At 68.5% G+C, this 23,843-nt stretch carries 25 protein-coding genes and 1 pseudogene; 19 read left to right on the top strand and 7 right to left on the bottom strand.

The genetic code is table 11. The features are described from left to right. Positions 1 to 29: 29 nt before the first annotated feature. Positions 30 to 344 (top strand): DUF6122 family protein, encoded by a 315-nt coding sequence (locus AC3ARF_RS13130; RefSeq protein WP_498928613.1) that lies wholly within the window; start codon positions 30 to 32, stop codon positions 342 to 344. Positions 345 to 492: 148 nt separating this feature from the next. On the opposite strand, the gene AC3ARF_RS13125 is transcribed toward AC3ARF_RS13130, so the two are convergent. Beyond that, positions 493 to 2,859: a Tex family protein gene (locus AC3ARF_RS13125; RefSeq protein ID WP_498928611.1), complete on the bottom strand. Its 2,367-nt coding sequence runs from the start codon at positions 2,857 to 2,859 to the stop codon at positions 493 to 495. A 130-nt stretch (positions 2,860 to 2,989) separates the two neighbouring features. Continuing rightward, on the bottom strand, positions 2,990 to 3,319 hold the full coding sequence (locus tag AC3ARF_RS13120; RefSeq protein WP_498928609.1) for a DUF6249 domain-containing protein: 330 nt from the start codon (positions 3,317 to 3,319) through the stop codon (positions 2,990 to 2,992). A gap of 200 nt (positions 3,320 to 3,519) precedes the next feature. Between AC3ARF_RS13120 and AC3ARF_RS13115 the strand changes: the two genes are divergently transcribed. Together AC3ARF_RS13115 and AC3ARF_RS13110 are read left to right on the top strand one after the other, a co-directional pair. Next, complete coding sequence (locus AC3ARF_RS13115) at positions 3,520 to 4,167, top strand: RNA polymerase sigma factor (protein ID WP_498928607.1); 648 nt, start codon at positions 3,520 to 3,522, stop codon at positions 4,165 to 4,167. Continuing rightward, positions 4,164 to 4,628, top strand: coding sequence for a hypothetical protein (locus tag AC3ARF_RS13110; protein WP_498928605.1), 465 nt, complete (start codon positions 4,164 to 4,166; stop codon positions 4,626 to 4,628). Before AC3ARF_RS13115 ends, AC3ARF_RS13110 begins: the two co-directional genes overlap by 4 nt. 88 nt (positions 4,629 to 4,716) lie before the next feature. Here the strand turns inward: AC3ARF_RS13110 and AC3ARF_RS13105 are convergent, their stop codons facing one another. Next, positions 4,717 to 5,415, bottom strand: a complete 699-nt coding sequence (locus AC3ARF_RS13105; RefSeq protein WP_498928603.1) for an arylesterase — start codon at positions 5,413 to 5,415, stop codon at positions 4,717 to 4,719. Positions 5,416 to 5,502: 87 nt separating this feature from the next. On the opposite strand from AC3ARF_RS13105, the gene AC3ARF_RS13100 reads away from it, so the two are divergent. The 4 genes from AC3ARF_RS13100 to AC3ARF_RS13085 all read left to right on the top strand — a co-directional run bounded on the left by AC3ARF_RS13100 (position 5,503) and on the right by AC3ARF_RS13085 (position 10,680). Then, positions 5,503 to 6,225, top strand: coding sequence for an ABC transporter ATP-binding protein (locus AC3ARF_RS13100; protein ID WP_498928601.1), 723 nt, complete (start codon positions 5,503 to 5,505; stop codon positions 6,223 to 6,225). Positions 6,226 to 6,232: 7 nt separating this feature from the next. Next, entirely contained in the window at positions 6,233 to 8,746 is a 2,514-nt protein-coding gene (locus tag AC3ARF_RS13095; RefSeq protein ID WP_498928599.1) for an ABC transporter permease, read from the top strand. 62 nt (positions 8,747 to 8,808) lie between these two features. After that, a complete protein-coding gene (locus tag AC3ARF_RS13090) occupies positions 8,809 to 9,963 on the top strand; it encodes a class I SAM-dependent methyltransferase (protein WP_498928597.1) in 1,155 nt (384 codons plus the stop codon). Positions 9,964 to 9,972: 9 nt separating this feature from the next. Then, complete coding sequence (locus tag AC3ARF_RS13085) at positions 9,973 to 10,680, top strand: pseudouridine synthase (protein WP_498928595.1); 708 nt, start codon at positions 9,973 to 9,975, stop codon at positions 10,678 to 10,680. Positions 10,681 to 10,727: 47 nt separating this feature from the next. Here the strand turns inward: AC3ARF_RS13085 and AC3ARF_RS13080 are convergent, their stop codons facing one another. Both AC3ARF_RS13080 and AC3ARF_RS13075 read right to left on the bottom strand, forming a co-directional pair. Next, positions 10,728 to 11,291 carry a DUF1415 domain-containing protein gene (locus AC3ARF_RS13080; RefSeq protein WP_498928593.1) on the bottom strand — a complete coding sequence of 188 codons (564 nt, stop codon included), beginning with the start codon at positions 11,289 to 11,291 and terminating at the stop codon, positions 10,728 to 10,730. Positions 11,292 to 11,338: 47 nt separating this feature from the next. Continuing rightward, a complete protein-coding gene (locus AC3ARF_RS13075) occupies positions 11,339 to 11,821 on the bottom strand; it encodes a YajQ family cyclic di-GMP-binding protein (RefSeq protein WP_498928591.1) in 483 nt (160 codons plus the stop codon). 237 nt (positions 11,822 to 12,058) lie between these two features. Between AC3ARF_RS13075 and AC3ARF_RS13070 the strand changes: the two genes are divergently transcribed. Together AC3ARF_RS13070 and AC3ARF_RS13065 are read left to right on the top strand one after the other, a co-directional pair. Next, positions 12,059 to 12,787, top strand: coding sequence for a hypothetical protein (locus AC3ARF_RS13070; RefSeq protein WP_498928589.1), 729 nt, complete (start codon positions 12,059 to 12,061; stop codon positions 12,785 to 12,787). Positions 12,788 to 12,860: 73 nt separating this feature from the next. Then, the gene (locus tag AC3ARF_RS13065; protein WP_498928587.1) at positions 12,861 to 13,649 is read left to right on the top strand and encodes a transporter family protein; all 789 of its coding nucleotides are present in this window, start codon (positions 12,861 to 12,863) and stop codon (positions 13,647 to 13,649) included. Positions 13,650 to 13,736: 87 nt separating this feature from the next. On the opposite strand, the gene AC3ARF_RS13060 is transcribed toward AC3ARF_RS13065, so the two are convergent. Next, positions 13,737 to 14,012 carry a hypothetical protein gene (locus AC3ARF_RS13060; RefSeq protein ID WP_498928586.1) on the bottom strand — a complete coding sequence of 92 codons (276 nt, stop codon included), beginning with the start codon at positions 14,010 to 14,012 and terminating at the stop codon, positions 13,737 to 13,739. 168 nt (positions 14,013 to 14,180) lie between these two features. On the opposite strand from AC3ARF_RS13060, the pseudogene AC3ARF_RS13055 reads away from it, so the two are divergent. Beyond that, positions 14,181 to 15,069: pseudogene (locus tag AC3ARF_RS13055) on the top strand (DMT family transporter); the annotation flags it as partial. A 61-nt stretch (positions 15,070 to 15,130) separates the two neighbouring features. Here the strand turns inward: AC3ARF_RS13055 and AC3ARF_RS13050 are convergent. Continuing rightward, a complete protein-coding gene (locus tag AC3ARF_RS13050; protein WP_498928584.1) occupies positions 15,131 to 15,769 on the bottom strand; it encodes an OmpW/AlkL family protein in 639 nt (212 codons plus the stop codon). A gap of 214 nt (positions 15,770 to 15,983) precedes the next feature. Here AC3ARF_RS13050 and AC3ARF_RS13045 point away from each other — a divergent pair, with 214 nt between their 5' ends. The 9 genes from AC3ARF_RS13045 (at position 15,984) to AC3ARF_RS13005 (ending at position 23,804) form a co-directional block, all read left to right on the top strand. Next, positions 15,984 to 16,733, top strand: a complete 750-nt coding sequence (locus AC3ARF_RS13045) for a DUF2884 family protein (RefSeq protein ID WP_498928582.1) — start codon at positions 15,984 to 15,986, stop codon at positions 16,731 to 16,733. A gap of 118 nt (positions 16,734 to 16,851) precedes the next feature. Then, positions 16,852 to 18,252: a dihydrolipoyllysine-residue acetyltransferase gene (locus tag AC3ARF_RS13040; protein WP_498928580.1), complete on the top strand. Its 1,401-nt coding sequence runs from the start codon at positions 16,852 to 16,854 to the stop codon at positions 18,250 to 18,252. A gap of 2 nt (positions 18,253 to 18,254) precedes the next feature. Further along, positions 18,255 to 18,920 carry a hypothetical protein gene (locus tag AC3ARF_RS13035; protein WP_498928579.1) on the top strand — a complete coding sequence of 222 codons (666 nt, stop codon included), beginning with the start codon at positions 18,255 to 18,257 and terminating at the stop codon, positions 18,918 to 18,920. Then, a complete protein-coding gene (gene lpdA, locus AC3ARF_RS13030) occupies positions 18,907 to 20,757 on the top strand; it encodes a dihydrolipoyl dehydrogenase (protein ID WP_498928577.1) in 1,851 nt (616 codons plus the stop codon). The genes AC3ARF_RS13035 and lpdA overlap by 14 nt, the downstream gene beginning before the upstream one ends. Before the next feature lie 349 nt (positions 20,758 to 21,106). Further along, positions 21,107 to 21,472 (top strand): hypothetical protein, encoded by a 366-nt coding sequence (locus tag AC3ARF_RS13025; protein WP_498928575.1) that lies wholly within the window; start codon positions 21,107 to 21,109, stop codon positions 21,470 to 21,472. A gap of 47 nt (positions 21,473 to 21,519) precedes the next feature. Further along, positions 21,520 to 22,317 carry a F0F1 ATP synthase subunit A gene (gene atpB / locus AC3ARF_RS13020; RefSeq protein ID WP_498928573.1) on the top strand — a complete coding sequence of 266 codons (798 nt, stop codon included), beginning with the start codon at positions 21,520 to 21,522 and terminating at the stop codon, positions 22,315 to 22,317. Positions 22,318 to 22,396: 79 nt separating this feature from the next. Next, a complete protein-coding gene (gene atpE, locus AC3ARF_RS13015; protein ID WP_036138930.1) occupies positions 22,397 to 22,693 on the top strand; it encodes a F0F1 ATP synthase subunit C in 297 nt (98 codons plus the stop codon). 105 nt (positions 22,694 to 22,798) lie between these two features. Continuing rightward, positions 22,799 to 23,269 carry a F0F1 ATP synthase subunit B gene (locus AC3ARF_RS13010; protein WP_498928571.1) on the top strand — a complete coding sequence of 157 codons (471 nt, stop codon included), beginning with the start codon at positions 22,799 to 22,801 and terminating at the stop codon, positions 23,267 to 23,269. Between the two features lie 7 nt (positions 23,270 to 23,276). Further along, complete coding sequence (locus tag AC3ARF_RS13005) at positions 23,277 to 23,804, top strand: F0F1 ATP synthase subunit delta (RefSeq protein WP_498928569.1); 528 nt, start codon at positions 23,277 to 23,279, stop codon at positions 23,802 to 23,804. The last annotated feature ends 39 nt before the right edge of the window (positions 23,805 to 23,843 follow it).

Raw genomic sequence — 23,843 nt, 5'->3', positions numbered from 1 at the left:
CCGCCGCCGCTTCCTGACACGGTAACACCATGGGCACCCGCGCCATCCTCCATCTCGTGCTCCACGCCGCCGTGCCCGCGCTGGTCGCCGGACTGTTCTTCCGCGACCGCTTCGGCAAGGCGTGGCTGCTGATGCTGCTGGGCTGGGTGATCGACCTCGACCACCTGCTGGCGGATCCGATCTACGCGCCTGACCGCTGCAGCATCGGCTTTCATCCCCTGCACACCACGCCGGCGATCGTCGCCTATGGCGCGCTCACGCTCCCGCGGCGCACGCGGCTGTTCGCCATTGGCCTGCTGATCCACGTGGCGCTGGATGCGCTGGACTGCATGCTGATGAAGTGACGCCGCCCGGAGGCGGCGTCATATACGTTGTTTCAGGAGCCTACCCGCCGCCTTGCCAATGATCCACCCATTGCGGCGTGTGCGAGCCCGGCCAGGCGCGTGCGTCTGGCGCAGCACGCCTCGGGTGGCGATGGCGCCAGGTGGCCATTCAACCGCCCTGCTTGGCCTTGGCAAAGGCGGCCGCCAGCGCATTGTTGGCTGGCGGTGCCGATTGCGCGCGCGGTGCGTTGCCGCGATGGCTGTCACGGCCACCCCCGCGCGGGGCGGCATCACGAGCACCGCGCGCCTCGCGGTCATTGCCACGTGCTTCCCGCGGTGCCGGCGTCGCATCGTCCAGTCGGCGGGTGAGGGCGATGCGCTTGCGCGGGATGTCGACCTCGATCACCTTGACCTTGACGATGTCGCCGGCCTTGACCACGTCACGGGGGTCCTTGACGTACTTGTCCGACAGCGCGGAGATGTGGATCAGCCCGTCCTGGTGCACGCCGATGTCGACGAACGCGCCGAATGCCGCCACGTTACTGACCACGCCTTCCAGCACCATCCCGACCTGCAGGTCCTTGATGTCCTCAACCCCGTCGGCGAAGCGCGCCGCCTTGAACTCGGGGCGCGGGTCGCGGCCGGGCTTTTCCAGTTCCCTGAGGATGTCGCGCACGGTGGGCACGCCGAACTTCTCGTCAGTGAACTGCTCGGGCCTGAGCCCGCGCAGCAGTGATGCGTCGCCGATGACCTGCTTCACCTCGCGCCCGCACTGCTTGAGGATGCGCTCCACCACCGGGTAGGCCTCCGGGTGCACCGACGAGGCATCCAGCGGCTGCTCGCCACCCGCAATGCGCAGGAAGCCCGCGCACTGCTCGAAGGTCTTGTCGCCCAGACGGGGCACCTTGAGCAGTTCCTTGCGCGACTTGAACGCGCCGTTGGCATCGCGGTAGACGACGATGTTCTCGGCCACCGCGGACGACAGGCCCGATACGCGCGTCAGCAGCGCCGCCGAGGCGGTGTTCACATCAACGCCGACCGCGTTCACGCAGTCCTCCACGCGCGCGTCCAGCGCCCGCGCCAGGCGAAACTGGTCGACGTCGTGCTGGTACTGGCCCACGCCAATCGCCTTGGGCTCGATCTTCACCAGTTCGGCCAACGGGTCCTGTAGGCGGCGCGCGATCGACACCGCGCCACGCAGCGACACGTCCAGCCCCGGGAATTCCTTCGCCGCGAACTCCGAGGCCGAGTACACCGAGGCACCGGCCTCGCTGACCACGACCTTCTGCATCTTCAATTCGGGCGCAAGCTTGATCAGGTCGCCGGCCAGCTTGTCGGTTTCGCGGCTGGCGGTGCCGTTGCCGATGGCGATCAGTTCCACGCCGTGCTTGCTGCACAGCGCGCGCAGCACGTGCAACGACTGGTCCCACTGCCGCTTGGGTTCGTGCGGGTAAATGGTGGCGGTGTCGACCAGTTTGCCGGTGGTGTCGACCACGGCAACCTTGACGCCGGTGCGTAGGCCCGGGTCCAGGCCCAGCACGGCCTTCGGCCCGGCCGGAGCGGCCAGCAGCAGGTCCTTGAGGTTGTCGCCGAACACGGTGATCGCCTCGGCCTCGGCCTTCTCGCGCGCCTGGTTGAACAGATCGAGCAGCAGGTGCAGGTGCAGCTTGGCCTTCCAGGTCAGGCGGCAGCTGTCGAGCAGCCATTTGTCGGCAGGGCGGCCCTGCGCCTTGATGCCGGCGTGGAACGCGACACGGCCTTCGGCCTGCAGGTGGCCGGCCTCGGCGTCGCTGCCCGGATCCAGGTCGAGGAACAGCACTTCCTCGCGGCGCGCACGGAACAGCGCCAACATACGGTGCGAAGGGATCTTCGCCAGCGACTCGGCGTGGTCGAAGTAGTCGCGGTATTTGGCGCCTTCGTTCTCCTTGCCCTCGGCCACGCGGGCGCGGATCACGCCGACTTCGTTGAGCCAGGTGCGCAGTTCGCCGACCAGCGCGGCGTCCTCGCCCCAGCGCTCCATCAGGATCGCGCGGGCGCCGTCCAGGGCGGCCTTGGCGTCCGCCACGCCCTTGTCGGTATCGATGAACTGCGCCGCGACCACCTGCGGATCTTGCGATGGATCGGCCAGCAGGCTGTCGGCGAGCGGCTCCAGCCCGGCCTCGCGCGCGATCTGCGCCTTGGTGCGGCGCTTGGGCTTGTACGGCAGGTACAGGTCTTCCAGGCGCGACTTGGTGTCGGCGCCCTCGATCTCGGCGCGCAACTCGTCGGTCAGCTTGCCCTGTTCGTCGATGCTGGCCAGCACCGCGGCGCGGCGGTCCTCCAGTTCGCGCAGGTACACCAGGCGCGTCTCCAGGTTGCGCAATTGGGTGTCGTCCAGGCCGCCAGTGACTTCCTTGCGGTAGCGCGCGATGAACGGGACGGTGGCGCCTTCGTCGAGCAGGGCGATGGCGGCCAGTGCCTGGGCGGGTTGCGCACCGATCTCGGTGGCGATGGTGCGTGCGATCTGCTGGGCCAGCTTCGGGGAAATCTCGGGCATTGCGTCGTGGTGCCGATACTGCGGAAAGAGGCCGATTGTGGCCCCATGCGGCGCGCGGCGGAACCCGTTGACAGACCATGAAAAAGGCCCGCCGGAAGGGCGGGCCGTGTTCATCCGGGGAGGGCCCGGCTCAACGCAATTTGCGCGCGGTCAGGTAGAAGCCGAGGTTGCCCAGGCCGGTGACCGCCAGCAGCACGCCGACCACGCCCGGGGTGACTTCGGTCCAGCCGGCGGCTTCGATCACGAAGAAGCCGATGGCAAGCGCGGTCAGCACGATGCCCCAGCGCAGCGAGCCGTGGCGGCGATTGTGCTCCTCGCCGGCCAGCAGCGCCTGCATCAGCTCCTCGGACGCGTTGTTGGCGATGAGCTTGGCGCGGGTTCGTGCGTCGACCACCACCTTGATCGCGTACACGATGCAGATGAACAGGGTGATCGGGATCAGGACTTCCAGGTTGTTCATGGCGGTGGCCTCGGATTGGCAACGGAAATGGGTGGGTTCGAGGCAGTAGATACGTCGACCCGGGCTGCGGTTGCAGTGCTGCAGGTGCCGTGTGCCCCCTGCATGTGCGGGCCGGGGTTGGCGAGGGGTGCTTCGCCCCAACGGAGCGCGGGTGCACAATCGCCTGCAACCGTTCTGGCCCTGGCGGTATCCAAGGGGGGATGGACCTGATGCCGGACACCGTGGACCGCCATACCGACCTGCCTGCCGCGGACGCGAGCGCGGCCGGGCAGGCTGCGGCGTCGACTGCGGATCGCGATTTGGTGGAAGCGGTGCTGGCCAACACCCCGGGTGCTTTCGAACGTCTGGTCCGCGAGTACCAGGGCCTGTGCTGGCACATCATCCAGCGCATGGTTCGACACCCGGAGGACACGCGCGAGCTGTGCCAGGAAACCTTCCTGCGCGTGCACCGCTACCTGCACCAGTACCGCCAGGAGAGTCCGCTCAAGGCGTGGATTGGCCAGGTGGCGTACTCGATGGCCAAACGCCACCTGGAGCGCAAGCGCATTCCACTGGTCGATGCCATCGACGATGAGGATGGCGCCAGCTTGCTGGACCGGGTGGCCGACCGCTTCGACCTGGAGGCAGCCAGTGCCGACGAGCAAGTGGTCGGCCGCCTGCACGCGGCGATCGAGGCACTGCCACCGCTGCAACGCACGATCCTTACCCTGTATCACCTGGATGAAGTGCCCATCGGCGAGATCGCATCAATCACCGGCCTGGCCGAAGGCACCATCAAGAGCCACCTGTTCCGCAGCCGCGCGAAACTGCGCGAACGGCTGCAGGACCACCTGGGAGTCAGCGCATGAACACTGGACCGCATGACAGCATCGCGACCGATGCCCACCGCCGCGACGCCGAATGGCGGGTGCAGGAGCAGGCGCTGCGCGACGAACGCGCGGGCATGCCGGTGGCGGCGGACGACCCGCGCTTGGCCGAATACCGGTTGATCAGCCGCGCCTTGCGCCATCCGCCCCTGGACCCGGTGCCGTATGACTTCGCCCGCACGGTGGCCGCGCGTGCCACCGCGGTGGCCGCGACCGACGACCGGGTGGAGCGGCTGTTGCTGCGCCTGCTGGTGGGCGTGATGGTGGCGGCGGCGCTGGTGATCGGCGCGATGTACGGTGCGACGTGGTGGCCCGCGGTGGCCGCCGTGCTGCCGCTGCCCGCCGGCGAGCTGCTGCGCTGGGGCCTGGTGCTGGTGGCCTGCACGGGGACCACGTGGATGCTGGGCCAGGTTCTGCGCAGCGAGGCCCCGCTGCACGCCTGACCGGGTGGGCGGCCGTTTCCGTCGCGCCGCCGCCGCCGCCGTGCCGCGGTCGCGTCGTCGCAACCCAGGGCAACGGCAGGTCAGCCCATCAACGCAACAACGGCGCCAATGCCTTCCACACGTGGTCACGCAACCGGGGCTGCGCGGCGGCGGTGGGGTGCAGGTTGTCGGCCTGGTAGGCGCGGCGGTCGAGTGCGATCGGCTCCAGCAGGAACGGCAGCAGGGTCACGCCATGCGCCTTCGCCAATGCCGCGTAGTTGGCGGTGAAGCCATCGGTGTAGGCCTTGCCCAGGTTGGGCGGCATGCGCATGCCCACCAGCAGCACCCGCGCCTTGGCGCCCTTGGCGGCGCGGATCATCCGGTCGAGGTTGCCCCGGGTCTGATCCAGCGGCAGGCCACGCAGGCCGTCGTTGGCACCCAGGGCAATCACCACGACGGCCGGACGCGTGCGCTTGAGTTCGGCGGCGATGCGCGTCGCACCCCCCGAGGTGGTCTCGCCGCTGATGCTGGCATTGACCACGCGCCAACCCGGTTTCTGTTGCGCGATGCGGTCCGCGGTCAGCGCCACCCAGCCTTGCGACGCGGCCATGCCGTAGCCGGCCGATAGCGAGTCGCCCATGACCAGCACGGTGCGGGCCGGTGCGGCGGCGGGCGACGCGGCGAGCGGCTTTGCCGCCTGCGCCCAGGCGGGCATGGCAGTCGCCAGCAGCACCACCACCCAACCGATGGCACATTGAACCTGCCGCCGCCACCCCGCATATCGGGAGGCATGGGCGGGTGATGGCATGGTTTGCAGGGTCGTCGCACGCATCGGTTTCACATTCTCCTCGTGGTGGCGCCAAGGGCGCCAGGCGGGGCAATACCAGGACAGATCATGGCCGACAGCATCGCATCCCTCGCTGAAGCAGAGCCCACCGCAGTGCAAAGTGCCCACGCCCTGCGCGTGGCGGGGCTGGGGAAGCGGGTGACGCTGCCGTCCGGCGAACTCACCATCCTGGATGGTGTCGGGTTCTCCATTGCGCAAGGCGAGACCGTCGCCATCGTTGGCGCCTCCGGTTCCGGCAAGAGCACCCTGCTGTCGCTGATGGCCGGGCTGGACGTGCCCAGCAGTGGCACGGTGACGCTGGATGGCGACGCGTTGTCGACGCTGGACGAGGACGGCCGCGCGCGCGTCCGCGGGGAAAAGGTCGGCTTCGTGTTCCAGAGCTTCCAGCTCCTGCCGTCGCTAACCGCGCTTGAGAACGTGATGCTGCCGCTGGAGCTGCGCGGCGATGCGGACGTGGAAACCCCGGCCCGGGCCATCCTGGAAAAGGTGGGCCTTGGCGCGCGCCTCGACCACTACCCGCGGCAACTGTCCGGCGGCGAGCAGCAGCGCGTGGCACTGGCCCGCGCCTTCGTCACGCGGCCATCGCTGCTGTTCGCGGATGAACCCACCGGCAACCTCGACACCCAGACCGGACAGGCCGTGATCGAACTGCTGTTCGCGCTCAACGCCGAGGCCGGCACCACCCTGGTGCTGGTCACCCACGACGACCACCTGGCCTCGCGCTGCGGCCGGCAGCTGCGGCTCGACGCGGGTCGGCTGGTGCAGGGCTGAGCCGACGATGAAAGTGCTCTCCCTCGCCTGGCGCCAGTTGCGCCGCGACGTCGCCGCCGGCGATGTGCGCATCCTGTTCGCCGCGCTGGTGCTGGCGGTGCTTGCGGTCACCTCGGTCGGTTTCATCACCGACCGCGCCGAGCGCGCATTGGCGATGGAGGCCAACCGCCTGCTGGGCGGCGATGCCGTGGTCCGCGCCGACGAAGCGGTCGGCGGCGACATCCGGCGGGCGCTCGGCGCGCCCGGCCTGCGTCACACCGAGACCCGTGAACTCAACACCATGATCCGCGTGGCCAGTGCCGATGGCGAGCGCCTGCACCTGGGCGACCTGCGCGCGCTGGGCGAGGGCTATCCCTTGCGTGGCAGCTACCGCGTCACCACGGCGGCGCGGACTGACGTGCACGACGCCACCGGCATTCCCGCCCGAGGCACCGCGTGGATCAGCCGCGCGGGGGCGGACCGGCTGGGCGCGCGCCTGGGCGACACCCTGCTGGTGGGCGAATCCTCGCTGAAGCTGGTGGCGCTGGTGGCCCAGGAACCGGACGCGGCGCTGGACTACTTCGACGTCGCACCCAAGGTGTTCCTCAACCTGGCCGACCTGCCCGCTACCGGGCTGGTACAGGAGGGCAGCCGCATCCGTCATCGCCTGGTGGTGGCCGGCGACGCCACCGCCGTGGAGCGTTTCGTCCGGCAGGTGCGACCCGCGCTTGGCCGCGGCCAGCGCCTGGAAACCATCCAGGACGCGCGGCCGGAAATCCGCTCCGCCCTGGACCGCGCCGGCCGCTTCCTCGGGCTGGCCGCGCTGGTGTCGGTGGTGCTGGCCGCCGTCGCGGTGGCGATGGCCGCGCGTCGCCATAGCGAGCGCCATCTGTCGGGCAGTGCGGTGATGCGTTGCCTCGGCGCCAGCCAACGCACGTTGGTGGGCGTGCACGTGGGCGAGTTGCTGCTGCTGGGCTTGGTGGCGTGCACGGTGGGCGTGGCGCTCGCCTTTGGTCTGCAGTGGGCGGTGGGGCAGTGGCTCGCGCAGGCATTGAAGCTGTCCATCCCCGCGGCCGGCTGGCTGCCGGCGTTGCAGGGTTATGGCGTGGGGCTCGTGGTTCTGCTTGCGTTCGGCGCGCCGCCGGTGCTGGCCCTGCGCCGGGTGCCGGCGCTGCGTGTACTCCGCCGCGACCTGGATGCGGTCGAGCCCAGCGCATGGGCGGTGGGCATGCTCGCCTTCGCCGCGCTCGGCGGCCTGCTGTGGTGGAAAGCCGGTTCGGCCACCCTGGCGCTGTCGATGCTTGCCGGCATCGCCGCCACGCTGGCCGTACTCGCGCTGCTCGCGTGGCTCATGGTCATTGTCGTCCGGCGCGTGCGCTCGCGGCTGCGTGGCAGCCTGCGCTATGGCCTCGCCAATGTCAGTCGCCGCGCCGGCACCAGCGTGGCGCAGGTATCGGCGCTCGGCCTGGGCCTGATGGCGCTGCTGCTGCTCACCTTCGTCCGCACCGACCTGCTCGACCGCTGGCAGCTGTCATTGCAGGCCAACGCCCCCAACCGCTTCATCATCAACGTACAGGATGACCAGCTCGCGCCGGTGCGTGCGTTCGTTGCCCAACAGGGCCTGGCCGCACCGGTGCTGTATCCGATGATCCGCGCGCGGCTGGTCGCCCGCAACGGCAAGCCGGTCACCGGCGCCGACTACGCCAGCGAGGGCGACCGCGCGCAGCGAATGGCCGAGCGCGAGTTCAACCTGTCCGTCGCCAATGCCCTGCGCGACGACAACGCGGTCACGGCCGGCAGGTTCTGGGGAGCGCGCGCGCCCGCCACGCCCGAGGCTTCGGTGGAGGAGAAGTTCGCGCAGACGCTGGGCTGGAAGCTGGGCGACCGCATCGCCTTCGACATTGCCGGCCAGCCATTCGAGGCGACCATCACCAGCCTGCGCCGGGTGGACTGGGAAAGCTTCCGCCCCAACTTCTTCGTCATCGTCTCGCCGGGCGCGCTCGATGGCTATCCGGCCAGCCACATCACGGCGGTGCACGTTCCCGCCGGGGCCGACCGCTTCACCGCGGACCTGGTGCGAGCCTTCCCCAACCTCACGGTCATCGACGTCGACGCGGTGCTCAACCAGGTGCGCAGCACCGCCGACCAGGTCTCCACCGTGGTCGAAGTGGTGTTCTATTTCTCGCTGGCTGCCGGCCTGCTGGTGCTGATGGCCGCGGTCAGCGCCAGCCAGGACGAGCGCCTGCTCGAAGGCGGGGTGATGCGCGTGCTCGGCGGCAGTCGGCGCCAGTTGCGCCTGGCACAAGCCTCCGAGTTCGCCGCGATCGGGTTGCTTGCCGGATTGGTCGCGGCGATCGCGGCCTCGGTGCTGTCGGGGGTGGTCGCCACTCGCGTGTTCGACTTGCCGTGGCAGGCGGACTGGGGCATGGCCGCGGTGGGCGGTGCCGCCGGCGTGGTCGCGGCGCTGCTGGCGGGCCTGTTCGCCACGCGGCGGGTGCTGGATGCGCCGCCCTCGGTGACGCTGCGCGAACTGGACAACTGAGGATCCATGGCCGGCGATGGCGGGCAGGTAGAATAGGCCGATGTATCCGCATTGCCCGCGCCATGGCCGCTGACGCCGATCCCGCGCTCGAAACCCTGTTCCTGCCGTTCGCCGAGGGCCGCCTGGCCTGGCCCGCCGAGGGCGTGCTGTTCCTGCGCGCGCGCGATGGCTGGCCGCTGCATCGCCACCCTACGGCGGGCCTCGTCTGCGAGCAGACCTTCAAGCCCGAGGCCGATGCGCTGCAGCGCTCGGGGCTGACGGTCTGCAACGACGGCGCGCTTGCCGATGCCGATGCGGATACCGACGCCACGGGACCTGCAGGCGCCACGTCGCGCCGCTATCCGCTGGTGTTGCTGCTGCCCACGCGCCAGCGCGAGGAATCGCGCGCACTGATGGCCCGCGCGCTCGACCTGTGCGCTCCCGGTGGCCGGGTTGTGGCCTGCGTGGCCAACAATGAAGGCGCCAAGTCCGCCGAGGACGACCTGCGCAGGATTGCCGGCCCGGTGGCCACGCTGACCAAGAACAAGTGCCGCGTGTTCTGGACCGCGCCCCGCGGCGAACCGGTGCAAGCAGCCGCTCCCGGCGGTGCTGCTGCCGATGCACCTTCAGCGCACCCGGAACGGGCCGAGGCACGTGACCTTGCCGCGGCGTGGCGCCACCTCGACCATATCCGCCCCATCGCGGGCGGCCGCCTGCTCAGCCGTCCCGGCGTGTTCGCCTGGGATCGTATCGACCCCGCGTCCGCCCTGCTCGTCGAGCACTTGCCGCCGGACCTGGCCGGCCAAGCTGCGGACCTCGGCGCGGGCGTCGGCTACCTCGGCGTTGAACTGCTCGCGCGTTGCCCGCGCATCGCTGCGCTCGACCTGTACGAGGCCGAGGCTCGCGCCCTCGATCTCGCCCGCCGCAACCTGCAATCACACGCCGACCGCGCCACGCTGCGCTTCCATTGGCACGACGTCACCACCGGCCTGCCGGCAAAGTACGACGTGATCATCACCAATCCGCCATTCCACGCGCAGGGCCGCGCGGATCGCCCGGATATCGGCCGCCGCTTCATCGCCGCCGCCGCCGCGGCGATGCGCCTGGGTGGTCGCCTGTGGCTGGTCGCCAACCGTCACCTGCCCTATGAAGCGGTGCTGCAGGAGCATTTCGGCGAGGTGCGCGTGGTGGCCACGCGCGGCGGCTTCAAGGTATTCGAAGCCGTTCGTGGCCGCTGAGGAATCCGCATGAAACTGGTCAAGCACATCGCCAACCTCGGCTACGGCAGCCGCAAGGACGTCACGTTGATGTTCCGCGAGGGCCGGATCACCGACGCCACCGGCGAAGTCCTCTACGCCGACGACAAGGTCGGCCACGAGGCGATCCACATCGACGGCAAGCCCCTCGACCCGCCCGCGGGCCTGGCGCTGATGCTCAACAAGCCGGTTGGCTACACCTGTTCAACCAAGGATGTGGGCCGGCTGATCTACGACCTGCTGCCAACGCGCTTTCGCCATCGTTCGCCGCAGCTGTCCAGCGTCGGCCGCCTTGACCGCCACACCAGCGGCCTGTTGCTGATGACGGATGACGGCCAGTTGCTGCACCGCATCGTCTCGCCCAAGGCGCACCTGCCCAAGGTGTACGAAGCCACGCTGGCACACGACCTGCGCGGTGACGAAGCCGAGGTATTCGCCAGCGGCACGCTGATGCTGGAGTCGGAGACCACCCCCCTGGCGCCGGCCGTGCTCGAGGTGCTCGATTCGCGTCACGCGCGCTTGACCCTTACCGAGGGTCGCTACCACCAGGTGCGGCGGATGTTCGCGGCCGTCGGCAACCACGTGGAGACGCTGCACCGCAGCCGCATTGGTGGCCTGTCATTGGGGGACCTGCCATCGGGGCAGTGGCGCGCGCTGGACGCCCCCGATCTGCAGTCGCTGTTCGCCGGGCGAGGTTGAAGCCCTGGCCGCCATTTGGCGGGCAAGCCCTCACTGCCGTTTGGGACTCAGCCCTCGAACAGCCTGCGCCAGCCCGCGTGTCCCAAGGCGTCGAGCGTGCGGAGATTGCGCTCGACGATCACGTCGGGGTCCGGAAACGCCGCCACTGCACGGTCGATGCTTGCCTCGCGAAGCAGGTGCAGCGTGGGGTACGGCGAGCGGTTGGTGAAGTTGCCGATGTCGTCATCGGCCGTGCCGGCGAAGCGGTAGTCAGGATGGAAGCTCGCCACCTGCAGTTCGCCCTGCAGGTCGAGCGACTCGATAGCCGCGTCGGCGTCTTCGAGGAAGTCGTTGTAATCGAGGAAATCCCGAAGCACGCCCGGGTGCACGATCAGCGTGGTGTCCACCTGCTCCGGGTCGCAGTCGCGCAGCAGCGCCAGTTCTTCGACGAGCTGCGCCAGCAATGCCTCGCGCGTGACGGCTTCGCTGAGCACGAAGCGCACCTGCTGCCTCCCGTACACCGCCTTGGCGAACGGACACAGGTTGAGCCCGATGACCGCCCGCTCCAACCAGCGCCTGGTTTCGGCAATCGGGTCGGGCCCTGGCCGTCCATCAGCTGAGTCAACGCGCATCGGGTTCATCCGGAAGATCGCGGCATCGCCGCACTGCCCGTACAGGTTCAGTCGCGGAAATTCTCGAACTGCAGCGGTCGCTCGAATTCCTTTCCGCGCAGCAATGCCATGGTGGCCTGCAGGTCATCGCGCTTCTTGCCGGTCACGCGCAGCTTGTCGCCGTTGATCTGCGTTTCCACCTTCAGCTTGGCGTCCTTGATCGCGGCCTGGATCTTCTTCGCCAGCTCGCGCTCGATGCCCTGTTTCACGGTGATCTTCTGCCGAGCCCCGGCCAGGTTGGCCTCGATGTCGCCGAACTCCAGGCAGCGTGCATCGATGCCACGCGCGATCAGCCGCGCGCGCAGGATGTCGTCCATCTGCTTGAGCTGGAAATCACTCGGCGCCGACTGGGTGATCAGCTTGTCCTCCAGCACGAACTTCGCATCCACGCCCTTGAAGTCGAACCGGGTGCCCAACTCGCGGTTGGCCTGGTCCACGGCGTTGGTCAGTTCGTGTGAGTCCACTTCGGAAACGATGTCGAACGAAGGCATGGCGATCGCAAAACGTGACGGGGTGGGCAGGGTAACCGAACCTGGGTTCGGCGTCGCGTGCGCTGTTCATCCTGCTGAACTGTGGTCGCTGTCACGCCTGCGATCGATTCATCGAAACCTTCGCTGAATGCGAGACTGAATGTGGATTTTCCTTCACTGCCCCGGGCATAGGATCAGCCCCAGCCGTGAACCCCCGACGGCCCCGATCCATCACCGCCAGACAACAGGAATAACGCAATGAATGCGAATCCGAAGATGCTGATGCTGTCCGCCGCGCTCCTCGCGGCCATGTTCACCACCGCCCCGGCGTTTGCCCAGGACGCCGGCAGCGACGCCGAAGTCGTCGCCACCGCCACCGTGCCGGCCGGCAAGATCGCCGACCGCTACGTCGCCAGCGGCCTGTTCGCCGACGAAGCCACCGCCGATGCCACCATCAACGCGCTGCGCACCGGTGGCGATTTCACCTACACCGAGCAGGTCACCACCACCACCACCAATTCGGACGGCACCACCACGACCACCACCTCCACCGTGGAGCGCACCGTGGTCAACCCGAACGGCCCCATGGGCTACGGCGAGGTCAACATCACCCTCGCCATTGCGGAGAAGCTGGTCGCTGCCGGCGAGTACACCGACCTGCAGTCGGCGCTGACCGGCACCACCACCACGGTGACCAACGCAGATGGCACCACCACCACGACCACCACCGGTGGCGTTCTCGCGATGCGTGCCGATGGCATGGGCTGGGGCAAGATCGCCAAGGAATTGGGCTTCAACCTCGGCTCGGTGATGAGCGCTGGTAATCGCAGCGACAAGGCTGTCGCCGGTGGTGACCGCGCCGCCAAGGCCAAAGTCGAGCGTGCCGAGCGCGTGGCCAAGGTCGAGCGCCCGACCCGTCCGGAACGCGCCCAGCGTCCGGAACGCCCGGAGCGCCCGACGAAGCCGGAACGCGGCGGCCGCCCGTAAGCGTTGACGCGATGACCACAAGGCGGGCGCCAGATTTGGCGCCCGCTTTTCTTGATTACGACCTGGAGTTCGAATGAAGCGTTCCGCCTTCTTGCTCGCCCTGTGCCTGGCCGCCGGCGCCGCCCATGCCGAGGACGGTTTCAACCTCGGCATTGGCGCTGACTACAGCAGCGGTGACTACGGCACCGATACCACCACGACGATCTTCTCGGTGCCGGTAACCGCCAAGTACACCAGCGGCAACTGGACATGGAAGGCCAGCCTGCCGTGGATGCGCGTGGACGGTGACCCGAACGTGGTGCCAGGTCTGGGCAGCGTGGTCAACACCAACCCCAATGGCCGGGGCCGCGGCGGCATCCTCGAACCCGAGCAGCCGGCGTCGGGCACCGCGAGCGGCATCGGTGACCTGCGCCTGAGTGGCACCTACGCGCTGGACACCGGCGGTCCGCTGGGCGTGGACCTGACTGCCAACCTCAAGGTCGCTACTGCCGACGAGGACAAGGGCCTGGGTACCGGCGCCAACGACTACGGCGTGGCCGTGGACCTGTACCGCGACTTCAACGGTACCCTGCTGTTTGGCGGCGCGGGCTACACCCGTCTGGGCGACTCGGATTACATCGACGTCGGCAGCGTGATCAACGCCAATTTCGGCGCGGCGTGGAAGGCCGGCACCGCCAGCGTCGGCGCCATGTACGACTTCCGCCAGGCCGCCACGGAAGATGCCGACGACCGCAGTGAAGTGACGGGGTTCGTCGCCTTCCCGACAGGTGATAGCAGCAAGCTGCAGTTCTACGCCGTGAAGGGACTCACTGATGGCAGCCCTGACTGGGGCGTGGGCCTCAACCTCAGCACGGGCTTCTGATCCGCAGAGAAGTTCCCTGTGATCCAACGGCGGCCTCAGGCCGCCGTTTTCATTTCGAGCCTTTGCCGTGACGCGACGCCCATCGCGCTAGCGGCCTGCAGGTTGCACGGTCCCAGGGTCATCAACCGCATTCGCGGCCTTCGCGGCAGGTGGCAGCGATCCGGGGTTGGCGGCCGGTGCCTGTTCCTCCCCCTTTCCAGGTGTCGTGGTGAAGGGCAAACCGTCGTCCGGCCCCAGCGTGGCGACGGGCGCTCGAGGCACCTCCTGCCCGCTGGCGTGCCCACCCGCGGGGTCGCGCCCCTGCGCGCATCCGGCCAGCCCCGCGGCCAGCCACGCGGCCGCCAGCACTTTGTTGAAAGCCATGGGGGAAACTCCTGCGGCGCGGTTTGACCGCCCGGTTACCTGTTTCCAACGCAAATCCGCGGCTCGGCAGGCAGCCGACAAACGCCCGATAATCCAGGCTCACCCGTTTTAGGAAGTCCGCATGCCCCGTCCGGGTTACACCTTGCGCCGCCAACCGTGTGTCACTGCATGAACCTGGGCGCTTCGCGGCAGTCGCGTGCGGTGCTGGCCATGCTGCTGGCGGTTGCACTGTTCTCGCTGATGGACGCAGGGCTGAAGGGGCTGGCCGGACATTACCCGCCGTTCCAGGTGGCCGCGTTGCGCGGTGCCGCGTCGCTGCCCTTCGTGGTGGCGTGGGCACTGGCCACGGCGGGGCCCGGCACCCTGTTGCGCGTGCGCTGGTCCCTCCACCTGCTGCGGGGCGTACTCGGTGTGGTGATGATGGCTGCGTTTGCCTACGCGTTGCGCCGCATGCCCCTTTCCACCGCGTACTCGATCTTCTTCGTGGCGCCATTGCTGATCACCGCACTGTCGGTGCCGTTCCTGGGCGAGTACGTGGGGCCGCGCCGCTGGATAGCCATCGGCATCGGACTGGCCGGGGTGGTCGTGGTGTTACGACCCACCGGCGAAGGCGTACTCAGTCTCGCTGGCATCGCGGTACTGGTGGCTGCACTGGGCTATGCGGTGAGTGCAATCACCGTGCGCGTGCTCGCGCGTACCGACAGCACGCAGGCAATGATGGTGTGGCTGCTGGCGATGATGGCCGTGGGCGCCGGCGCCATCGCGTGGCCGGAATGGGTGCCGCTGCGCAGCACCGACGCGTGGCTGATCCTCGGCGTGGGCGTTGCCGGCGCGCTGGGCCAGTACGCCATCACCGAAGCGTTCCGTCTGGGCGAGGCATCGCTGATCGCCCCGCTGGAATACACGGCGTTGCTGTGGGGCCTCATCCTTGACGCCACGTTGTGGGGCGTGCTTCCCGACAAGGTAACGTGGATCGGCGCGGCGATCATCATCGCAAGCGGCCTGTACCTGCTGCATCGTGAGCGGCTGCGCGCATCCACCACCACCTGACCGCCCGATGAGAAAACGGGCTCCCGAAGGAGCCCGTCTTGCACACGTCCACACGTGCACCGTCAAACTCAGAAGCGTGCGCCCAAGCCGACGCCGACGACCACCGGGTTGAGCTTGGCCTCGCCGGCATCCACGCCATCAATCTTCACGTCCGAGTTCCCATGCAGGTAGCGCACGTCCGCACGCGCGAACCAGTTCGGGTGGAAGTTGGCATCGACGCCCACCGTCGCCATCGCGCCCTTGGCGGTTTCAATGCCGATTCGCTGGCCAGCCAGGGGGCCGGTCGGGGTCGCGGTTTCCTCGCTGAAGTTGCTCTCGAAGTAGCCCAGGCCCACGAACGGGCGCACGGTCTGCGACGAGGTGCCGAAGTGGTACTGGCCACTCAGCGCATACGGCTGCGCGGCCACGCTCGCGGTCTTGCCCGCGGCGGTGCTGACGCGGTGGCCGAACTTGTCGGCGGCGCCCCACGCCTCAATGGCGAAGTTGTCGGTGATGTAGTAGCTGGCGCTCAGTGTCGCCGCGCCATCACCGTCCACCTTGGCCTGCGTGCCGCCAATGGTCGGGTCGTTGGTGGGCTCGGACAGCGCGTAACCGCCCACGATGGCGAAGCGCTTGCCGCTGGTGTCGGTGCCGTCCTGGGCGAAGGCCGAGGGTGCGATCGCCAGCGTGCCCAACAGGGCCAGGGTCAGGGTACGAAAACGGTTCATGTGGCGTCTCCTTGATCTCGTTTTGAGTGATGCCTTTGGAGGCGCCGCCACCGTAGCCACGCACGGATGAACCGTTGTTGCCACGCGCGTGCTCCGCAAAACCCCGGAAACGGGCGAAATCGTGCGGTAAGCCGTGCTCACGCGCGGTTCACTCCGCGTGCGCTGCGGCCCCAGCCGCGCTACGCTGCCCCGGTCCATTCCCCGGAGAGCCCCGATGCGCCGCGTTCCCGTCTTTGCCGCCCTCGCGCTGGTGTGCGTGAACGCCGCGGCAAAGGACGCGGGCTGCCGGGTCGAAAGCGATTACGAACTCACGCTGAACCAGCGCAGCCTGATCCTGGTGCGCGATGTTGGCGTTCCCAAGGCCATCGTGATGCGCCAAGGCCGCCTGTTCGTCGACAACGCCTGGGTCACCCTCGGTGCGGAGGACGTGCGGCGGTTGACCGCCTTCGAGCAGGGCACGCGGGACGCCATGCCCGAGGCGCAGGCGATCGGGCGCGCCGCGGCGGACATCGCGTTCACGGCACTGGGCGAGGTCGCCGTTGGTTTCAGCAGCGACCCCGTGGCGGTCCGGACCAAGCTGGACGCAGCACGGGTCAAGCTGGATGCGCGTCTGGCCGATTCGGTCAGCGCGAACCGCTTCGACGGGCGCGACGTTGGCCGCGGCATTGCCGAGGCCGTGGGCGAGGCGATCCCCAACCTGATCGGCGACATCGTCGGCGGCGCGATCAGCGCCGCTTTCTCGGGTGACAAGAGCCGGTTGGAGCGCATGGAGCGCCTGGACGCGGAGATCGAGGCCGCCGTGGCGCCGCGGGCGGCCGCCCTCGAGCAGCGCTCGAAGGCGCTGTGTCAACGCCTGGAAGCGCTCGACGCCCTGGACAACGCGTTGGAGTTCCGACTCCCCGACGGCCAGCCACTGCAACTGCTGCGGGTGGACGCGCCCGTCGAACACCCCCCGGCCGGCTAGTTTCGCCAGAAACATACCCGGGCGTACCCACTTGGCTTCCCGCGTACCCATTCGTCGCGGTTGGCGCTGTCCGCCGCAGAGCCCACAATAGGCCTTTGCCCGGATTTCGGAGCCCCCCATGGCTGAGCTGAAGGAAGCACGCGTCCCCGACATCGGCGGATACGACGACGTGCCCGTGATCGAACTGCTGGTCGCTGTTGGCGACACCGTTGCCGCCGACCAAGGCCTGGTCACGCTGGAGTCCGACAAGGCGACCATGGAGGTTCCCGCGCCGTTCGCCGGCGTGATCCGCGAGCTCAAGGTCAAGCTGGGCGACGCGGTGTCCGAAGGCAGTGTCGTGGCGGTGATCGAAGCCGAGGCGGGCGCGGAGGCGCCGGCCGCCGAAACGCCGAAGGCCGCGCCGGCGCCCGCACCGGCCCCCGCCCCGGCGGCCGCTGCCGCCCCCGTCCCGACCGCCGAGACCGGCGCCCGGGTCGAACCGGTGGCACCGTCCCCCCAGCCCGACGCCCTCGCCGCCCGCGAGATCGAAGCCGCCGCCGCGCACAGCGAGCCGCGCACACCGCCCGTCGCCTTCAACGCCGAAGAGCTGATGCCCGACAAGGTGCCTTACGCCAGTCCCGCGGTGCGCCTGTTCGCCCGCGAGCTGGGCGTGGACCTCGGCCAGGTCAAGGGCAGCGAACGCGGTGGCCGCATCACCCGCGAAGACGTGCAGAAGTTCGTCAAGGGCGTGCTGCAAGGTGGCGGCGCGGTCAGTGCGACACCCGTGGCCGGCGGCGGTGGCCTCAACCTGCTGCCGTGGCCCAAGGTCGACTTCGCCAAGTTCGGCCCGGTCGAAACCCGCGAGCTCAGCCGCATCCAGAAAATCTCCGGCGCCAACCTCGCCCGCAACTGGGCGATGATCCCGCACGTCACCCAGCACGACGACGCCGACATCACCGAACTCGAAGAGCTGCGCGTGCAGCTCAACAAGGAAAACGAGAAGTCGGGCACCAAGCTGACCATGCTCGCCTTCCTGATGAAGGCCTCGGTTGCCGCGCTGCAGAAGTTCCCCAACTTCAATGCCTCGCTCGATGCCTCGGGCGAAATGCTGACGCTCAAGCAGTACTTCCACATCGGCTTTGCCGCCGACACACCCAACGGCCTCGTGGTGCCGGTGGTGCGCGACGTCGACAAGAAGGGTGTGCTGCAGATCGCGCAGGAAACCAGCGAACTGGCCAAGAAAGCGCGCGATGGCAAGCTCGGCCCCGCCGACATGCAGGGCGGCTGCTTCTCCATCAGCTCGCTGGGCGGCATCGGGGGCACCAAGTTCACGCCCATCGTGAATGCCCCGGAAGTCGCCATCCTCGGCGTGTCCAAGTCGGCCATCCGCCCGGTGTGGAATGGCAGCGCCTTCGAGCCCAAGCTCATCCTGCCGTTGTCGCTCTCGTACGACCACCGCGTCATCGACGGCGCCGCCGCGGCACGCTTCACCGCCTATCTGGCGCAGTTGCTGGCCGACATGCGCCGGGTCCTGCTGTGACCGTGCGCGCGCTCTGCCTGGCCGCCGCGCTGGCGGTCGCGCCGCTCGCGCAGGCGGACGAGTGCGTGGTCGATCTGGGCCGTGGCTGGCCGCCGGGTGCACAGAACCATGGCGAGGCCGCGGAGAAGCTGCTGTTCGGCGGTCGCCAGCCGGTGCTGTCGCTGACCTGGCTGCCGGTGCGCGGCGAAGAACGTAGCCTGCAGCTCGTGCCCGCTGAGAGCGGTGACTGGACGCTGCGCTACAGCCTCGCCGATGAACGCGTGCTGCAATGGGCCACCGTGCGCAACGGCGTCGAGCAGCGGCTGATGCTGGAGCAGACCCCCGAAGTGCTGGAAGCGCCGATCCCGGCCGCGGTGGGCCAGCGCCTGGTGGCCGATTGGGGCCGTGTGCTGGCTACCGTCGCACCGGCAAGCCGCGCAGCCTCCTTCCACGAGGGTGACCTGTGGTTGCTGCAGGTGGAAGGCATGCGCATCAGCGGCCTCGCGCCCGGGTGCGGTCCGGCCGAGCGACTGCACGAACAGATCGGCCTGCTGATCGAGGCCGTGGACGAGAAGGCCTCCAAGCGCGAGAAGCGCTGGGCCCAGGTCCAGGAATCACTCGACACGATGCGCGAAGAACTGGCCAGCACCGCGGGTGCCGATGAAGGAGTGGCCCATGCCAACGATTGAAATCAAGGTCCCGGACATCGGTGGTTATGACGATGTGCCGGTGATCGAGCTGCTGGTCGCCGTGGGTGACACCGTCGCCAAGGACCAGGGCCTGGTCACACTGGAATCGGACAAGGCCACGATGGAAGTGCCGTCCTCGCACGCCGGCGTGATCAAGGAACTCAAGGTCAAGCTCGGCGACGTCGTGTCCGAAGGCAGCGTCATCGCGCTGATCGAAGCCGAAGGCGAGAACGCCGCAACGGCTGCGAAGCCGGCAGCGGCACCCGCGGCCGCACCGGCTTCCGCGGCCGCGCCTGCAGCAACGTCGGCCGCCACCGCGGCATCGACCGGGGCTGCGTCCGCACCGATCGCACCGGTCGCGCAACCCGCATCGTCCACCGGCCCCGCACCGGCCGCCGCCTCCGGGCGCAAGGCCGACATCGAGTGCCGCATGCTGGTACTGGGCGCTGGTCCCGGCGGCTACACCGCCGCGTTCCGCTCCGCCGATCTCGGCATGGACACCGTGCTGGTCGAGCGTTATCCCAGCCTCGGCGGCGTCTGCCTCAACGTCGGCTGCATCCCGTCCAAGGCGCTGCTGCACGCCGCAGCGGTGATCGACGAGGCCGCGCACGCCAAGGACTACGGCATCGATTTCGGCAAGCCCAAGATCACCCTGGACGCGCTGCGCGCCTACAAGGAAAAGGTGGTCGGCCAGCTGACCAAGGGCCTGGCCGGCATGGCCAAGCAGCGCAAGGTGCGCGTGGTCGAGGGCGTGGGCAAGTTCGTGTCGCCGCATGAGGTGGAAGTGGCCGGACCCAACGGCACCCAGCTCATCCGCTTCGAGCAGTGCATCATCGCCGCGGGTTCGCAGGCGGTGAAGCTGCCCGGCTTCCCGTGGGACGACGCGCGGGTGATGGATTCCACCGACGCGCTGGAACTGGCCGAGGTGCCGAAGAGGCTGTTGGTCGTGGGCGGCGGCATCATCGGCCTGGAAATGGCGACGGTCTACCGCGCCCTCGGCAGCGAAGTCACCGTGGTCGAATTCGCCGACCAGATCATGCCGGGCGCGGATACCGACCTGATCAAGCCGCTGGCCGACCGCCTGAAGAAGCAGGGCGTCGTCGTCCACACCAAGGTCAAGGCTGCGGGCACCGAAGCGCTCAAGTCGGGCCTCAAGGTGCGCTTCGAGCCGGCCCACGAGGGCGGCAGTGCGCCCGAGGCGCAGACCTTCGACCGCGTGCTGGTCGCCGTCGGCCGTTCGCCCAATGGTGGCAAGGTTGACGCGGGCAAGGCCGGCGTCAACGTCACCGATCGCGGCTTCATTCCAGTCGACCGGCAGATGCGCACCAACGTGCCGCACATCTTCGCGATCGGCGACCTTGTCGGCCAACCGATGCTGGCGCACAAGGCCACCCACGAAGGCAGGCTCGCCGCGGAAGTCGCGTTCGGCGAGAAGAAGGAGTGGGTGGCACGCGTGATCCCGTCGGTGGCCTACACCGATCCGGAAATCGCCTGGGTCGGCGTCACCGAGACCGAGGCCAAGGCCAAGGGCCTGAAGGTTGGTGTGGGCAAGTTCCCGTGGGCCGCCAGCGGCCGCGCGATCGGCATCGGTCGCACCGAGGGTTTCACCAAGCTCGTGTTCGATGAGGCCACGCACCGCATCATCGGCGGTGGCATCGTCGGCGTGCATGCCGGCGACCTGATCGCCGAGGTCGGGCTGGCCATCGAGATGGGTTGTGAGGTGCACGACATCGGCGCCACGATCCACCCGCACCCGACGCTGAGCGAATCGGTGGGCATGGCGGCCGAGGTCTACGACGGCACCATCACCGACCTGTACATCCCGCGGAAGAAGTAAGCGCGCGAAGCGATGAAAGCAAAGCCCCGGCCCGGGGAGCACATCCGGGCCGGGGCTTTGAGTGCCGCCGTTGCGTTGCCTTTGACGAGGAGGTTTGGGGCGGCGGCACCCGGGGTATGGGACAGGCCCGCCGGGAAAAGGTTCCCGGCCAATTCGCAAAGTTCAGCCGACCGGTTGCGGCGGGGCCGACGGTCCACTCCCATAGGCCCCGTCGATCATTTCGGCCCCGGGGCCATTGATTCACAAGGAAGCGCCCGACCAACGTCGGTTGCTCCATGCCGGTAGCCGTTCTATACTTTTGCGGCTTACCCGGGCGCTTTTCAGCCCGCTTCCTCCGACCGGGACCAGCGTGCACGACCCATTGACTGCAGGCCGTCGTCTGGCGACCCGCACGGTCGTCTGGCAAGCCACCGCGACAGCCCTGCTGGCGCTGGCTTTCCTGGCCAAGGGTGGCATGCATGCCCTCGCGGCGCTGCTTGGCGGCGGCGCGATGGCGGTCGGAAGTGCCATCGCGGCCCGCCTGCTGTTCAGGGGTGGCGTCGGGTCCGCAGGCACGGTGATGGGCCGCTGGCTGGCGGGTCTGGCACTGAAGTGGCTGGTGGTGTTCGTGGTGCTGTGGTTGGGCGTGGTGGTCTGGCACTTGCCGGCGCTGCCGCTGCTGCTGGGGATCGTGGCTGCACTCGTTGCGCTCGCCCTGGCCGCGACCCGCCGCTGACGGCACCGCTCGTTGTTCACAAATTTCACATTGCAAGGTTAGGGCACATGTCCGGCGCGGCAGAACTGACTCCCACCGAATATATCCAGCACCACCTCAAGAACCTGACCGTCCAAGTCGGCGAGGGTGGCTTCTGGACCCTGCACCTGGACACGTTCATCACTGCGGTGCTGATGGGCCTGGTGATCGTGGTCGCCTTCTGGCTGGCCACCCGCAAGGCGACTTCGGGCGTGCCCGGCAAGTGGCAGGCCTTCGTCGAGATCTGCCTGGAGTTCGTCGACAAGCAGGCGCGTGACACCTACCACGGTCCGAGCAAGCTGGTGACGCCGATCGCGATCACCCTGTTCTTCTGGATCCTGATGATGAACCTGCTGAAGATGATCCCGGCAGACTTCATCGCCAAGCCGCTGGAACTGGTCGGCGTGCATTACTGGAAGCCGGTTCCGACCGCCGACGTCAACGCGACGCTGGGCATGTCGATCAGCGTGTTCTTCCTGATGCTGTTCTTCGCCATCCGTGCGAAGGGCCTGGGCGGCTTCACCAAGGAATTCCTGACCGCGCCGTTCGGCAAGTGGATGGTGCCGTTCAACCTGATCCTCAACATCGTTGAATGGCTGAGCAAGCCGATCTCGCTGGCCATGCGACTGTTCGGCAACATGTTCGGCGGCGAAATCGTGTTCCTCCTCATCTGGGTGCTCGGCGGTGCCGGCATCCTGGGCGCCCTCGCGGGCGGTGCGTTCGGCCTCGGCTGGATGCTGTTCCACCTGCTGGTGATTCCGCTGCAGGCGTTCATCTTCATGATGCTGTCCATCGTGTACCTGAGCCTGTCGGAAGACGCTCACTAAGCGCCTCGGCGCTGGACCAAACCCGTTTCGTTTCAACCCTTCCTCGTATCAACCCTTAAGCACACGTTCGGAGACAACCATGGAAATCCTTGCCCACCTCGCTTCGGTTCAGGCCTCGACCGTTCTGGCCGTCGGCATCATGATCGGCCTCGCCGCCCTCGGCGCCGGCCTGGGTCTGGCCATCATGTCCGGCAAGTTCCTGGAGTCGGCCGCCCGCCAGCCGGAGCTGATCCCGGTCCTGCAGGTCCGCATGTTCATCACCGCCGGCCTGATCGACGCCGCGTTCATCATCACGGTCGCCGTCGCCCTGCTGCTGGCCTTCGCCAACCCGCTGGCCTCGGCGCTGCTGGCCGAAGCCGCCAAGCTGGCCGGCTAAGCCATCCCGCTTGACTGATGCGGGCCGGTTCGCCGGCCTGCATCGCGGTTGAAGGACGGGCGCGCCATCGCGCCCTTTCCCGTCACCTCTGGCAGAGCATCATCAATGAACATCGGCATGACCCTCATTGCCCAGGCACTGGCATTCGCCGGTTTGATCTGGATCATCGCGACCAAGATCTGGCCGCCGCTGCTGGCCGCGATCGAAGAGCGCCAGCAGAAGATCGCCGAAGGTCTGGCCGCGGCTGACAACAGCCAGAAGGCCCTGGCCCAGGCCCAGGAACAGGTCGACGCCGCCCTGCGCGAAGCGCGTGGCAAGGCCAACGAGATCATCGAGCAGGCGCACCAGCGCGCCAACCAGATCATCGACCAGGCCAAGAACGAAGCCCTCGCCGAAGGCGAGCGCCAGAAGACCCTGGCCCTGGCCGAGATCGAAGCGTCCGCCACCCGTGCCCGCGAAGACCTGCGCAAGCAGGTGTCCGCCCTGGCCGTGACCGGTGCCGAGAAGCTGCTCAAGCGCGAAATCGACGCCAACGCCCACAAGGCCCTGCTCGACGAGCTCGCCGCGGAAATCTGAGCCCACCATGAGCCAGCCCCTGACCCTCGCCCGCCCGTATGCCCGCGCAGCCTTCGCGCTGTCGCGTGAGGGCGGTCGCTCCGCCGACTGGTCGAAGGCCCTGGCCTTCGCCGCGCGCGTTGCCGCCGACCCGCAGGCGCAAGCCGTGCTCGGGCACCCGCTGCTGAGCAGCACCGACGCCGTTGGCCTGCTGGTCATCGACGGCGCCGACGAAGCGTTTACCCGCTTCCTCGGCCTGCTCGCCGAGAACCGCCGCCTGCCGCTGCTGCCGGAAATCGCCGGCCTGTTCGAGGAGCTGCGCGCCGAGGCCGACCGCGTGGTCAAGGCCAAGGTGACCGCCGCCACCGAACTGCCGAGCGCCGAGCTCGAATCGATCAAGGCCGCGCTGAAGAAGCGCTTCGGCCGCGAGGTCGAGATCGAGACGGCCGTCGACGCGTCGCTGATCGGCGGCGCGGTGATCGACACCGGCGACGTGGTCATCGACGGCTCGCTCAAGGGCAAGCTCTCGCGCCTGCAATCCGCGCTCGCGGGCTGACGGCACACAAGTCTTCAATTGCTACTCCGGCGGCAACGC

This window comes from Lysobacter sp. KACC 24251 (assembly GCF_057747755.1).
Note: the sequence above shows the minus strand (reverse complement) of the source record. Positions and strands in the feature narration are given on the sequence as shown.

What these genes read in the sequence shown, in the direction of transcription:
- AC3ARF_RS13130 (WP_498928613.1), top strand. Translation starts at nt 30, where the DNA reads ATGGGCACCCGCGCCATCCTCCATCTCGTGCTCCACGCCGCCGTGCCC.
- AC3ARF_RS13125 (WP_498928611.1), bottom strand. Translation starts at nt 2,859, where the DNA reads ATGCCCGAGATTTCCCCGAAGCTGGCCCAGCAGATCGCACGCACCATC.
- AC3ARF_RS13120 (WP_498928609.1), bottom strand. Translation starts at nt 3,319, where the DNA reads ATGAACAACCTGGAAGTCCTGATCCCGATCACCCTGTTCATCTGCATC.
- AC3ARF_RS13115 (WP_498928607.1), top strand. Translation starts at nt 3,520, where the DNA reads ATGGACCTGATGCCGGACACCGTGGACCGCCATACCGACCTGCCTGCC.
- AC3ARF_RS13110 (WP_498928605.1), top strand. Translation starts at nt 4,164, where the DNA reads ATGAACACTGGACCGCATGACAGCATCGCGACCGATGCCCACCGCCGC.
- AC3ARF_RS13105 (WP_498928603.1), bottom strand. Translation starts at nt 5,415, where the DNA reads ATGCCATCACCCGCCCATGCCTCCCGATATGCGGGGTGGCGGCGGCAG.
- AC3ARF_RS13100 (WP_498928601.1), top strand. Translation starts at nt 5,503, where the DNA reads ATGGCCGACAGCATCGCATCCCTCGCTGAAGCAGAGCCCACCGCAGTG.
- AC3ARF_RS13095 (WP_498928599.1), top strand. Translation starts at nt 6,233, where the DNA reads ATGAAAGTGCTCTCCCTCGCCTGGCGCCAGTTGCGCCGCGACGTCGCC.
- AC3ARF_RS13090 (WP_498928597.1), top strand. Translation starts at nt 8,809, where the DNA reads ATGGCCGCTGACGCCGATCCCGCGCTCGAAACCCTGTTCCTGCCGTTC.
- AC3ARF_RS13085 (WP_498928595.1), top strand. Translation starts at nt 9,973, where the DNA reads ATGAAACTGGTCAAGCACATCGCCAACCTCGGCTACGGCAGCCGCAAG.
- AC3ARF_RS13080 (WP_498928593.1), bottom strand. Translation starts at nt 11,291, where the DNA reads ATGCGCGTTGACTCAGCTGATGGACGGCCAGGGCCCGACCCGATTGCC.
- AC3ARF_RS13075 (WP_498928591.1), bottom strand. Translation starts at nt 11,821, where the DNA reads ATGCCTTCGTTCGACATCGTTTCCGAAGTGGACTCACACGAACTGACC.
- AC3ARF_RS13070 (WP_498928589.1), top strand. Translation starts at nt 12,059, where the DNA reads ATGAATGCGAATCCGAAGATGCTGATGCTGTCCGCCGCGCTCCTCGCG.
- AC3ARF_RS13065 (WP_498928587.1), top strand. Translation starts at nt 12,861, where the DNA reads ATGAAGCGTTCCGCCTTCTTGCTCGCCCTGTGCCTGGCCGCCGGCGCC.
- AC3ARF_RS13060 (WP_498928586.1), bottom strand. Translation starts at nt 14,012, where the DNA reads ATGGCTTTCAACAAAGTGCTGGCGGCCGCGTGGCTGGCCGCGGGGCTG.
- AC3ARF_RS13050 (WP_498928584.1), bottom strand. Translation starts at nt 15,769, where the DNA reads ATGAACCGTTTTCGTACCCTGACCCTGGCCCTGTTGGGCACGCTGGCG.
- AC3ARF_RS13045 (WP_498928582.1), top strand. Translation starts at nt 15,984, where the DNA reads ATGCGCCGCGTTCCCGTCTTTGCCGCCCTCGCGCTGGTGTGCGTGAAC.
- AC3ARF_RS13040 (WP_498928580.1), top strand. Translation starts at nt 16,852, where the DNA reads ATGGCTGAGCTGAAGGAAGCACGCGTCCCCGACATCGGCGGATACGAC.
- lpdA (WP_498928577.1), top strand. Translation starts at nt 18,907, where the DNA reads ATGCCAACGATTGAAATCAAGGTCCCGGACATCGGTGGTTATGACGAT.
- atpB (WP_498928573.1), top strand. Translation starts at nt 21,520, where the DNA reads ATGTCCGGCGCGGCAGAACTGACTCCCACCGAATATATCCAGCACCAC.
- atpE (WP_036138930.1), top strand. Translation starts at nt 22,397, where the DNA reads ATGGAAATCCTTGCCCACCTCGCTTCGGTTCAGGCCTCGACCGTTCTG.
- AC3ARF_RS13010 (WP_498928571.1), top strand. Translation starts at nt 22,799, where the DNA reads ATGAACATCGGCATGACCCTCATTGCCCAGGCACTGGCATTCGCCGGT.
- AC3ARF_RS13005 (WP_498928569.1), top strand. Translation starts at nt 23,277, where the DNA reads ATGAGCCAGCCCCTGACCCTCGCCCGCCCGTATGCCCGCGCAGCCTTC.